We start from the raw sequence: 11,938 nt of genomic DNA on the forward strand, positions 1-11,938 counted from the left end.
TAGTCCTTTGTTTGTATATCTTTACTGCTCTTAGGCAAACTGTATATCCCCACAAAATCCGAACAAATCGGTAAGAGTACTCATTTGCCAATACTTTTATCTCTTATATAGTATATATAAAGATAGAAATACTCTTTTTATGTTAAAACAGTAAAGTGGATGGGAATTATACATAAAATAATGTAAAAGTATTATTAAGTTTAATAGAAATAGAAGCAAAGTGACACAAAAGTGACATAAATTATTATTAGAACTTAACTCGATTTCCTATAAACTTCTCAAATCACTTTAGGAGAGTAGCCCATGGTAGAGTATATTTTAAAACGGAGTGGAGCTTATACAGAATTTCTCTCTTATAAAATTGAAGATGCGATTAAAAAAGCATTTCAAAGTGAAAATATTTCTTATGATGCGTCTATTTTTATAAATGTTTTAGAGGTACTTGACCACAAACGTACAATTGCTGTTGAAGATATTCAGGATTTAATAGAATATGAATTATATAAAAACAAATATTTTCCTGTAATGCGCTCTTTTATGCTCTATCGTCATATGCACAAAATGCAAAGAGAAAAAATTTTGGATGACGATACAACATATATTAGCTCAACGCAGACAATTGAGGAGTATATAAATGGAAGGGACTGGAGAATTAAAGCAAATTCAAATACAGGCTACTCCAATGCAGGACTTGTAAATAATACTGCAGGTAAAGTGATTGCAAATTACTGGCTAGATAAAGTCTACTCAAAAGAAGAAGGGTATGCGCATAGAAATGGGGACTATCACATACATGATTTAGACTGTCTTACTGGCTACTGTGCCGGTTGGAGTCTACGAGTTCTTCTAGATGAGGGATTTAACGGTGTGAGAGGAAGAGTAGAGAGCTCTGCTCCCAAACACTTTAGAGAAGCTCTTGGACAGATGGCAAATTTTTTAGGAATTTTGCAAAGTGAGTGGGCAGGAGCACAGGCTTTTTCCTCTTTTGACACCTATTTAGCACCATATCTATTTAAAGACCAACTCGATTATAAGGAGGTAAAAAAAAGTATTCGTAGTTTCATATATAACCTTAACGTTCCTGCACGATGGGGACAATCACCTTTTACAAATATCACAATAGATTGGAATGTTCCTGATGATTTAAAGGATCAAATTCCAACAAGTGAGCAAAGACATCTCTTTGAACATATTACTGATGCCAATCTAAGATTCAAAGCAAAAGAGAGAGGAGCCGCCTCTCTCACCGATATGACATATAAATATTTTCAAAAAGAGATGCATATGATAAATAGAGCATATTATGAGGTTATGACAGAGGGAGACAAGACCGGTCAACCTTTTACATTTCCTATACCAACAGTCAATATTACTGAAGATTTTGACTGGTATGGCGAAAATACCGATTTGCTTTTTGAAAATACAGCAAAAATTGGTTCATCATATTTTCAAAACTTTATTGGCAGTCAATATAAACGCGATGCTAATGGAGAACTAATAGAGAATGAAGAAGCATATAAACCAGGGCATGTCCGAAGTATGTGTTGCAGACTACAGCTTGATTTAAGAGAACTTCTTAAACGAGGCGGTGGTCTCTTTGGCAGTGCTGAAATGACCGGAAGTATAGGTGTTGTCACTATCAATATGGCACGGCTCGGCTTTTTACACAAACATGACAGAAAAGCACTTTTTGAAAACTTAGATGCCTTGATGCTCCATGCAAAATCTACTTTGGAAAAGAAACGTATTTTTATACAAGAAATGTATGAAAGAGGGCTTTTCCCCTATACAAAAAGGTATCTTCCAGGTTTTCACAATCACTTCTCCACAATAGGAGTAAATGGAATCAATGAGATGATTCTTAACTTTAGCGATCAAGAAGAAAATATTACCACACAAAATGGTATGATCTTTGCCCTAGAAATTCTCAACCATATGAGAGATAGAATGGTTGCGTTTCAAGAGGAGACAGGAAATCTTTATAACCTTGAAGCAACGCCAGCAGAGGGTACAACATATAGATTTGCCAAAGAAGATAAAAAACGTTTTGGTGACAAAATAATCCAAGCGGGTATGGATGACAATATCTACTACACAAATTCTTCCCAAATTCCCGTAGATTATACAGATGATCCTTTTGAAGCACTGGAGTTACAAGATGAACTCCAAACAAAATACACTGGCGGTACAGTGTTACATCTTTATATGCAGGAGCGTGTCAGCTCTACTGAAGCGTGTAGAAAACTTGTAAAAAATGTTATTTCAAACTTCCAACTGCCTTATATTACAATCACACCGCTCTTCTCAGTCTGCCCAAAACATGGCTACATCGAAGGAGAGCATGAGTTCTGTCCAAAATGCGACGAAGAGCTCATTGCAAAATATGAAAACTTAAACCTAGAAGCAACAAAGTTGCGTAAGCCCCCTGCTGAAGGGAACTTAGCGTTAGCGTAGATGACAGGATTACTCCTCGCATCGAACACAATTGATGAATAATAGCTTCATTTTATGAAATAAAATTAAGGAGATATCATGAGTAAAGAAGAGATATTAGTGCTCTTAGAGAGTAAAAGACAAAAATGTATTGTTTATACAAGAGTAATGGGCTACCATAGACCCGTTGAGAGTTTTAATATAGGAAAAACAGGTGAACACAGGCAACGTATTCAATTTAAAGAGTAGTCATAAACCCGTTTATGATATAACAAAATTTACACATCTTGATTATCCACAACACCTTGCCTGTATCATTTGGTTTCAAGGTTGTAATATGCGCTGTGAATATTGCTACAACAAAGATATTGTCTTTGCAAAAGAGGGTATTTACAGCATAGAAGATGTTCTTACATTTTTACGCACAAGAAGATCTCTTTTAGATGCTGTAGTGTTATCAGGTGGAGAAGCGACAAACCATGATTTAATAAACCTTTGTAAAGCTATTAAAGATCTTGGTTTTTTAATCAAATTAGATACAAATGGAACTAATGTTAAACAAATAAAAAGCTTGCTTCAACACAAGCTAATAGATTATATTGCCCTCGATTACAAGGCACCAAAATATAAATTTTTCACTATAACGCATTCATATAAGTACGAAGCGTTCTCTGTAACATTAAACCTGCTTATAGAAGAAAATATAGATTTTGAAGTCAGAACAACTCTTCACGAAGATCTTCTTAACGAGGAGGATATAAATGCTATTATCTCAGATTTACGCTCAAGAGCCTATAAGCATCCCTATTACATTCAAGAATTTAAAGAGACCTCAAACAATATCGGTAACCTTACAAAAGCTTCCAAATTATTTGACAAATCTAAGCTCTCATCAAAACTTAAAATAATATGGCGATAAGAGCTGTCTTATAACTCAACTACAGTTATCTGATACCCTTCCCCTTTAATGTTTTGTATCAAATCTTTTGAAGTCTTTGCTCTAAATCTTCGTATAAATGTTCTAAGTCTTTCATCGCTTACACACTCTTTCCATAACTTTTTTTTGATTTCATCGTAAGGGAGTATGTAGCTTTTTTCTGTCTGTTTATCAATAAGAAGAGATAAAAACTGCTTTTCTTTTTGCGTAAGTGCTATGTACTTGTATTTTTTATAAAGTACTTTTTTTGTTTTATTAAATAAAAAATCATCTTTTAGCAGCACAACTCTATTGCCAAAAGAGTGCTCTAATGAACCAATATAATCTAAAAGTTCATCCAGATCAAATGGTTTTATAAAATACTTCACCACCCCTACATCAATTGCACTAAGAAGTTTATCTGTTTCGCTAAATGCACTTAAAATAATAATAGGAATATTTGCATTGAGTTCTCTAATCTCTTGTGCCATTTCAAGCCCAGTTTTATTTGGCATCATAATATCGGTAATAATAATGTCGGGTACTATTTTTTTAAATAACGCTAAACCTTCTACACCATCATTAGCAATATTAAAACTATAAAAGCTCTCCCCAATAGCATTTTTTAAAAGTGTAGATAATCTTTGTTCATCTTCTACAAGAAGTACCCGTAATGTCTTAAAAAATTTATTTTTCATATTTTTCTTCTAATGGAATTTTAATAATAAAAGTCGTAGTATTTTTTTTTGACAATACTTCTAAAGAGCCATTTAGCCCTTTTTCACAAATCATTTTTGACATAAAAAGTCCTAATCCAGTTCCCTGTGAAGTATGCTTTGTTGTAAAATATGGTTCAAATATTTTATTTTTCTCTTTCATTTTAATGCCTCCAGCATTATCTTCCACACTCACATATGCAAAGCCATTTTCTTGTTTTACAGCAATTTCAATTTCACGGATTAACACCCCATTGTCCACAAAGGCATCTCTTGAATTTTTAATAAGATTAATTATAACCTGCGTAAATTCATTACTGATACCTAAGACTGCAACATCTTCATAGAGAGTTTTTACATGAATCATATCTCTTTTTAAGACTTTGTCTAAAATACTTAGGGCTTCTTGAATGCTAGCACCCAGTTCAAAATGATGTTTTTCTCTACTGGGTTTAAAAAAGTTTGAAAAATTTTCTATGGTTTCAGACATATGTTTAATAATTGCCTTGCTCTCACGATAAAGCAAATCTACCTCATCCATCTCCTGATACAGAGATGCTTTTTTCAGACTAAAAAGTGTAAGATTTAACTCCGTAAGTGGCTGTCGCCATTGGTGCGCAATATTTGCCAGCATCTCTCCTAAAGAGGCAAAACGCGACTGCCAAAACATTACCTTTTGCTTCTCCTCATTTTTAACAATCTCCTCTTTCACCCTTTTTTCAAGGGTTTCATTCAACTCTTTTAACTCTTTTGTCTTTACATCGACTCTCTTTTCCAAATCTGCATTGAGGAGTGCGAGTTCTCTCTCTTTTTGTTCCAATGATTTTTTATAAAAGACTTCTTGTGTAACATCATAGCGTATAGCAATATACTCTTTAATATTTCCATCTTCATCCAAAATAGGTGTGACAGTTGTATTTACATAAAAAGTTGAGCCATCTTTTGCTAAATTTTTAACAGTACCTTTATAAATATTTTTTGCTTTGATTGTTTTCCAAAGAAGTTTAAATGTCGATGAAGCTACATCAGGGTGTCTCACTATATTGTGATTTTTACCCAGAAGCTCCTCTTTTTTATATCCAGATATTTTGCAAAATTCATCATTCACAAAAGTAATCACACCATTAATATCTGTTTTTGAGACAATATTACTATTTTCTATCGCTTCTTGATACTGTTTTAACATAGCTTAATTCTATCAAAACTAATCCCAAATAACACTTACTCCGTACTCTTCATTTAATACTATGGTTTTCTTATAGTAGATTTTTTTACCATATTTTTTACTCAACAGCTCGACTTCAAGCTCCTCAGCATCAAGTAATTCTCGTACCTCTTTATATGTTAGCCATTTTCCATATTTTGCCAAGGAGTTTTGCCATATTTTAAAGCCACATGTTGCATCTGCTGTAAGTTCATACATCTCGCCATCTTCACTCGTCCAATGTGCATTAGTACAAGCATAAAGTTTTACCTTTTTTCCCCGCACCTCTTTATCACGGACTTCTATCTCACCATCATCACAAAAGGGACATTTTCCAAGAACCATTACATACTCTTTTTTCTTTGTATTTTAGGAAAAAAGTTTACAAATAAGAATTTATATTGCAAAATGAAATATTTTTTCTCTATTCTGAGTCAAAAATACTTTTTGCTTTAAAAAATATCACTAACATATAGATTGTACTAAATCCAAACTGTGCAAAATTACTAGGATCATCCTTGTACAAATAATCGATTGCGAAAAAATAGATAATAACACATAAAGTCACGATGCTTAGGAGTAAATCTACAAAAGCAAATGTAGTGTCAAAAAAATAAAGAAATAAAATTATGTACCCCAATATTGCAGGCAAAAGATGCCCTGTAACAAACCAATAAGCACTAGCACTAAAAAGAAGCAACATATTTAAAAACAATTTTTCCGCATCAAGCATACAAACACCTTATTGAATATGTTACAATTATAGCATGCAAAGCAATTCAAAACACTTAGAACTTTTAGATGATACAAGTAAAACATTTGAAGATGAATTTTTCAAATATGCACAGCCTTTTGAGTATGAAAAAGGTTCTTCTCCCTTTTTTCCTGATGACTTTTTAAAATACTTTTATGTATTGGTAGAGGGAAAAATAAAAACATACCAAATAAATTTTCAAAATGCCAAAGAGCATACCCTATTTATTTATAAGCGTGGCGATATGTTTGATGTGATTACACTGCTAGACAATCAAGCGCATGATGTAGCTTATGAAGTCATTGAAAATGCAAAGGTGCTGCGTTTACCCATCCAAAAAGTTCGTTACTGGCTCAATAATGACACCACTTTTAATAAAAAGTTTTTTCCTTATCTTGCAGCACAGATGCGCCATACTGAAGAACTCGCTTCTGATTTAGCACTCCATGACACAAGAGAGAGACTTATCAATTTGCTTATTGACAATATGAACCCTAGCAAACATTTCAAGTACAATCTTTTACAAAATCTCTCTAACTCTGAAATAGCCAAGCTACTTGGAACTGTCCGTCATGTTGTTGAGCGTACTCTTAAAGAGTTAAAAGCCGATGAACTTATAGAAACAAGTAGAAGAAACATAAAAATTAAGAATTTTCAGAAGCTGTTGGAACGCTCAAGTCAGTATCTTTTAGAAAAATAGTTTAGTTGGGTATTTACTCTATGTTTAAAAAAGAGCTATAAAATTTTCTTAAACACTTTTAAGGAGTCTGTTATGAAAAAATATTTAAGTGCAATCGCATTAGCTTCACTTTTAACTACAGTAGTAAGTGCTGATGTTATAAATGCAAAAAGTCCATATAATGCTGAATTTGCAAAGATGAATCAATACTTTAATACACTTGTAAATGAGCATTTTACAAATGCAAAGCTTAATAACTTTAATTATCCTAGAATGGATCTCAAAGAGAGTGCCAAAGAGATTACTTTGAAGTTTGATTTAGCAGGTGTTCCGAAAAAGAACATTAAACTAAGCATAGACGAAAATAATCTACTTACTCTCAAAGGAGAAAAAAGTGCAGCTAAAGATGAAAAAACAAAAGATGTTGTAAAAAAAGAGATTTTTTATGGTAGTTTTGAAAGAGCTGTCCAACTTCCAGAAAATGTAGAGCAAGACCAACTCACCACAAGCTATAAAAATGGTATTTTAACTGTTGTAGTTCCAAGAAAAGAGCTACAAAAACCAAAAGCGAAAGTTATTCCTATCCAATAAGCGTATAATTTTGCTAAAATTCGCATATGAATTCATATGCAAAAAAATTTAACAACGCTATTAACAATACTTTTTACAAAAAGCTTTCTCAAGATGAACAAGAGTTCATTCAAGAGCGAGCTTTTTTTTACAAATTTTCCAATCAAGAGATAAAACAGATTATTACTATTGCCCGTGATTTAGGGATGTGGGATGAGAAGAGAATCAAAGTAATTTTTCCAGAACATTCTCAAAGAAAAGTCGTTTTCACCCGTTTAGTCAAAGCATATCAGGAGATAAGAGACAAACCAAACTCTTATGAGGACTTTTCACTCAAAAACATTCCACAAGAACAAAAGTTCACATTTCAGACTGCCCCTAAAGAGGGTTTTGGCTTAGGACTCTGCCCTGTTGCTTCAGAAAAAACAAGATGCTGTAATCTTTTAACGCTTGATGCTGTTGAAAGTTGTGGCTTTGACTGCTCCTACTGCTCTATTCAAAGTTTTTACAATCAAAATACTATTACTTTTGACAGTGGCTTTAAAGATAAACTACTCAATCTCAATCTTGACAAAAACAAAACCTATCACATAGGCACAGGACAAGCAAGTGACTCTTTAATGTTTGGAAATCGTGAGGGTATTCTTGATGCACTCTTTGCATTTGCACGCAATAATCCTAATGTAATTTTAGAGTTTAAGACAAAATCAGACAATATAAAATATCTACTTGAAAATGATGTTCCAAAAAATATTCTCTGTACATGGAGTCTGAATACTTCTACAATTGTTGAAAATGAAGAGCATCTAACAGCCTCACTTGAGAAACGCATAAACGCAGCAAGAAAACTTGCAGATAAAGGTGTCAAAGTAGGCTTTCATTTTCACCCTATTGTAGAGTATGTTGGCTATCTTGATGAGTATCAAAAGATATATGAAAAACTTATAGTAAAATTCAAGCCATCTGAAGTTGCCCTTATAAGTTTTGGAACACTTACTTTTATAAAGCCTGTTATTAAACAACTTCGAGGGCGTGAATTTCATACAAAAATCACACAAATTCCCCATGAAGATGCAAGTGGAAAAACATCGTATCCAGAAAGCACAAAAATTGAGATGTTTAAACATGCGTATGAAAGTTTTGCACCATGGCAAAGTGGAGATGATAAAGTCTTCTTTTATCTCTGTATGGAGCCACATGAACTTTGGGCGAAGACATTTGGATACAACTATGCTACAAACAATGACTTTGAGCGTGCAATGCTTGGGGCTTATTGTAAAAAAATAGGACAAAAGTTCTACATTTAGGATAACTATGAAAACAAAAGAGAGCTATTTTTTATCACAACCACACCAACCATTTTTTCTGCTTGGTATTGTAAACGCAGTCATTATGATGTTACTGTTTGCCTTAAATTATAAAGGTATTTTACCGCTTAAAATTGACCCTTTAACACTCCATAGCTACTCACTTATCTATTTAGTATTTACAAACTTTTTTACTGGTTTTTTATTTACTACATTTCCGCGTTTTAACCAAACTGATACCATTAACAAAGGCTATTACACAAAAATTTTCTATGCAAACGCAATAGCTTCACTCCTTTTTGTACTCGGAGCACTCTTTTCAAATTATTTGCTCACTTTTGCTATGCTCACTGCGTTTGTCTCACAATTTTTTATAATTTTAAAGCTTACGCTTATTTATAAAAATGCGAATACTCCTGATAAAGAGGATTCATTTTGGATACTTGGTGCAAACCACATTGGACTCTTGGCTCATCTGCTTTTCATCATCTCTCTCTTTGTCCCTATCCTTCTAAACGCAGCGATAAACGGTGCTTTTTACCTCTACTTAATCTTTTTAGCATTTTCTGTCGGACAGAGAATGATTCCTTTCTTTTCGCACTCTTTTGCACAAAAAGGGAAGTATTTTGTCAGAAATGTTTTTATTCTTTTTGTTTTAAAGTCTATTTTTAGCATAGGTGAGTTCAAAGTACTTGAACTCTTTGTTGATGTTACTCTTGCACTCTACCTTGGATATGAATTTTACCGTTGGGAGTTGCACCCGTTTCGCTCTCCTGCAATTCTATGGGTACTGCATCTCGCACTCTTGTGGCTGCCACTCTCGTTTGCACTCTCAGCACTCTCACTTACAGCAGAGCTCTTTTTAGATACCTCATTTTACTTCTTAAATGTCCATCTTCTGGCAATAGGTTTTTTAACAACCGTGCTTATAGGTTTTGGCACGCGTGTTACACTTGGTCATGCAAGTATACCACCGCACGCAGACAAGTTTATAATAGCAATCTTTCTCTTTATTCAACTTGTCGTACTGCTACGAGCACTCTTTAGCATCAATATAGCCTTTGGATGGGGTGCTAAATTTTTATTTGACATCTCATTCACAGCATGGCTCCTACTCTTTGTACTCTGGGGTGGTCGTTATGCTAAGATTCTTATTTTTGGAAAAAAGGTCTAGTTTATTTTATAAACTTGATCTACTTTATTGCCATCTTTGATTATTTTCACTCTATCACCGACTAGAAAATCTTTACCTTTGACAACAACGACAATATTTTTTCCATTATTAAGTTGTACAGAAAGCTCAGAAGCATTTGCTTTAGCAACTTGATTTCCAGCATACGCACCACCAAGACCACCTGCTAAAGTTGCAAGCGTATTACCATTTCCCTCGCCTACCATAGAACCAAGTACAGTACCTACAATTGCACCTAAAAATGTTCCTGTGCCATTATCACTAATAACAACTGGACGAACACTCTTAACAATCCCTATTTTATAAGTCTTTATCTCTTGATAAGTGTTTCCATCATATTCAGGGACATTCTTTGTTGCGCAACCACTTAGAATTAACATTATTGTTACTGATGATATTAGAAAAAGTTTTTTCATAATTGACTCCTTTGCGCTTTTATTATATTCTAAAAATATTAACCTAAGTACAAAAATAATAAAATGGGTATAATTACATAAAACATAAGACGGAAAAACCAATGAATAAAACAATTAGTCCATACTTGGAACTAGGAAAAATAAATACTTTACGAGTAGATAGAGATACAACACCTGGTCTTTATCTTATGGCTGAAGATGGTAATGATGTCCTTCTCCCTGGACAGTATGTAACTGACAATATGATAGAAAACTCTCTTGTCGATGTATTTTTATACACAGATTCAGAAGACAGACTTGTAGCAACTACAAATAAACCCCATGCTATGCTTGATGAGTTTGCACTTTTAGAAGTTGTCGACACTGCACCATTTGGTGCTTTTATGGACTGGGGACTGCCAAAAGATCTGCTTGTTCCCACACAACTGCAAAAAAGCCCCTTTCAACTTGGAGAAAAGAGATTTATACGCGTTGTCTATGATGAGCGTACACACCGTCTTGTTGGCAGTGAAAAACTAGGTGATTTTTTTCAAAGACGAGTCAAAGACCTTTCACCAAATCAAGAGGTGAATATTCTCATCATCACAAGAACACCTTTAGGCTTTAAATGTATTGTCAATGACAAATATGAAGGACTCATCTATCATAATGAAATTTTTGAAAATATTTCCCTTGGAGACAAAAAAAGTGCCTACATTAAAACCATAAGAAAAGATGGCAATATTGACCTCACTTTGAGAAAACCAGGAAGTAAAAATTCTGCACAAAGTGGTGATAAAGTTTTAGATTTACTCAAACAAAACAGAGGTATAATGCCTTATAACTATAAAAGTGATGCGACACTTATAAAAGATATTTTCGGTATGAGTAAAAAAGAGTTCAAACGCAGCCTTACAAAATTACAAGATACGGGAAAGATTGAAGTTAAAGATACTGGTATTTACCTAAAATAAAGCCCAAAAAGATCTTGAGCCTGTTATGTATATATTTAAGGAATCAATTTAAAGATATACATGGAGAATCGTAAGAAAGATTATATAGTTAAATAGTTACAATAGTGTTAACATAAATCAAGAAATCAAAATAGGAGGCAGATATGCCAGATATTAAAAAATGTAATTCATTACAAGAAGTTCGAGAAGAGATTGATATTATTGATGAACAGTTAGTTGATTTAATCTCCAAAAGAAGCCGTTTAATTCGTCAAGCTGCTGCGTTTAAAGAGAGTGTTGATGATGTTAAAGCCCAAGATCGAATTGATGATATTATGCAAAGAGTGAGAAAGAAAGCTATTGAATTAAATATTAATCCAAATATGATTTCTGAACTATTTAAAATTATGATTGATGAAATGGTAGAGACTGAAATCTCTGAATTTAGAAATGGTGGAAATTTTTAAAGTAGAAGGGCGTCAATAAATGACGCTCTTTCTTACTATTTGTATCGGTAAGTGATACGACCTTTATCCAAAGAGTAAGGTGTAAGTTCAAGTTTTACTTTATCACCTGGAAGTATTTTAATGTAGTGCATACGCATCTTACCTGCGATATGACATAAAATAATATGTCCATTTTCTAATTCAACACGAAAAGTTGCATTAGGCAAAGCCTCAATAATCTTGCCGTCAACTTCAATAACATCTGCTTTAGCCATTATAAGTCCTTTTTTTTACTCTTAAGCAAGAGATAATATTTCAGCTTTACCGTTGATAACTGCAACAGTATGCTCATAGTGTGAACCGCGTAAACCAT

The 11,938-nt window shown here is 33.5% G+C and carries 15 protein-coding genes; 9 read left to right on the top strand and 6 right to left on the bottom strand.

The window, feature by feature from the left end; genetic code table 11:
- Window positions 1-303: 303 nt before the first annotated feature.
- From MVY38_RS05060 to MVY38_RS05070, 3 genes are all read left to right on the top strand, one after another.
- Entirely contained in the window at window positions 304-2,454 is a 2,151-nt protein-coding gene (locus tag MVY38_RS05060; protein ID WP_297484066.1) for a ribonucleoside triphosphate reductase, read from the top strand.
- Window positions 2,455-2,532: 78 nt separating this feature from the next.
- The gene (gene nrdD / locus MVY38_RS05065; protein WP_297434678.1) at window positions 2,533-2,682 is read left to right on the top strand and encodes an anaerobic ribonucleoside-triphosphate reductase; all 150 of its coding nucleotides are present in this window, start codon (window positions 2,533-2,535) and stop codon (window positions 2,680-2,682) included.
- The gene (locus MVY38_RS05070; RefSeq protein WP_297484067.1) at window positions 2,648-3,352 is read left to right on the top strand and encodes an anaerobic ribonucleoside-triphosphate reductase activating protein; all 705 of its coding nucleotides are present in this window, start codon (window positions 2,648-2,650) and stop codon (window positions 3,350-3,352) included. Before nrdD ends, MVY38_RS05070 begins: the two co-directional genes overlap by 35 nt.
- 8 nt (window positions 3,353-3,360) lie before the next feature.
- On the opposite strand, the gene MVY38_RS05075 is transcribed toward MVY38_RS05070, so the two are convergent.
- From MVY38_RS05075 to MVY38_RS05090, 4 genes are all read right to left on the bottom strand, one after another.
- Complete coding sequence (locus MVY38_RS05075; protein WP_297484068.1) at window positions 3,361-4,047, bottom strand: response regulator transcription factor; 687 nt, start codon at window positions 4,045-4,047, stop codon at window positions 3,361-3,363.
- Complete coding sequence (locus MVY38_RS05080; RefSeq protein ID WP_297484069.1) at window positions 4,037-5,251, bottom strand: PAS domain-containing sensor histidine kinase; 1,215 nt, start codon at window positions 5,249-5,251, stop codon at window positions 4,037-4,039. The genes MVY38_RS05075 and MVY38_RS05080 overlap by 11 nt, the downstream gene beginning before the upstream one ends.
- Window positions 5,252-5,269: 18 nt before the next feature.
- Entirely contained in the window at window positions 5,270-5,614 is a 345-nt protein-coding gene (locus MVY38_RS05085; protein WP_297434672.1) for a hypothetical protein, read from the bottom strand.
- 79 nt (window positions 5,615-5,693) lie between these two features.
- Entirely contained in the window at window positions 5,694-6,002 is a 309-nt protein-coding gene (locus MVY38_RS05090; protein WP_297484070.1) for a hypothetical protein, read from the bottom strand.
- A gap of 34 nt (window positions 6,003-6,036) precedes the next feature.
- On the opposite strand from MVY38_RS05090, the gene MVY38_RS05095 reads away from it, so the two are divergent.
- From MVY38_RS05095 to MVY38_RS05110, 4 genes are all read left to right on the top strand, one after another.
- Complete coding sequence (locus MVY38_RS05095; protein WP_297484071.1) at window positions 6,037-6,723, top strand: Crp/Fnr family transcriptional regulator; 687 nt, start codon at window positions 6,037-6,039, stop codon at window positions 6,721-6,723.
- A gap of 72 nt (window positions 6,724-6,795) precedes the next feature.
- Window positions 6,796-7,293, top strand: a complete 498-nt coding sequence (locus MVY38_RS05100) for an Hsp20/alpha crystallin family protein (protein ID WP_297484072.1) — start codon at window positions 6,796-6,798, stop codon at window positions 7,291-7,293.
- A 26-nt stretch (window positions 7,294-7,319) separates the two neighbouring features.
- Window positions 7,320-8,579 (top strand): spore photoproduct lyase family protein, encoded by a 1,260-nt coding sequence (locus tag MVY38_RS05105; RefSeq protein ID WP_297484073.1) that lies wholly within the window; start codon window positions 7,320-7,322, stop codon window positions 8,577-8,579.
- A 7-nt stretch (window positions 8,580-8,586) separates the two neighbouring features.
- Window positions 8,587-9,753, top strand: a complete 1,167-nt coding sequence (locus MVY38_RS05110; RefSeq protein ID WP_297484074.1) for an NnrS family protein — start codon at window positions 8,587-8,589, stop codon at window positions 9,751-9,753.
- On the opposite strand, the gene MVY38_RS05115 is transcribed toward MVY38_RS05110, so the two are convergent.
- A complete protein-coding gene (locus MVY38_RS05115) occupies window positions 9,750-10,187 on the bottom strand; it encodes a glycine zipper 2TM domain-containing protein (protein WP_297484075.1) in 438 nt (145 codons plus the stop codon). The two genes, MVY38_RS05110 and MVY38_RS05115, sit on opposite strands and share 4 nt — an antisense overlap.
- Window positions 10,188-10,288: 101 nt before the next feature.
- Here MVY38_RS05115 and MVY38_RS05120 point away from each other — a divergent pair, with 101 nt between their 5' ends.
- Together MVY38_RS05120 and MVY38_RS05125 are read left to right on the top strand one after the other, a co-directional pair.
- Window positions 10,289-11,140: a S1-like domain-containing RNA-binding protein gene (locus MVY38_RS05120; RefSeq protein ID WP_297484076.1), complete on the top strand. Its 852-nt coding sequence runs from the start codon at window positions 10,289-10,291 to the stop codon at window positions 11,138-11,140.
- Between the two features lie 143 nt (window positions 11,141-11,283).
- Window positions 11,284-11,586 (top strand): chorismate mutase, encoded by a 303-nt coding sequence (locus MVY38_RS05125; RefSeq protein ID WP_366939764.1) that lies wholly within the window; start codon window positions 11,284-11,286, stop codon window positions 11,584-11,586.
- A 35-nt stretch (window positions 11,587-11,621) separates the two neighbouring features.
- On the opposite strand, the gene infA is transcribed toward MVY38_RS05125, so the two are convergent.
- Window positions 11,622-11,840 (bottom strand): translation initiation factor IF-1, encoded by a 219-nt coding sequence (gene infA / locus MVY38_RS05130; protein ID WP_013326041.1) that lies wholly within the window; start codon window positions 11,838-11,840, stop codon window positions 11,622-11,624.
- Between the last annotated feature and the right edge of the window lie 98 nt (window positions 11,841-11,938).

The organism is Sulfurimonas sp. (assembly GCF_027056685.1).
Classification (GTDB): domain Bacteria; phylum Campylobacterota; class Campylobacteria; order Campylobacterales; family Sulfurimonadaceae; genus Sulfurimonas.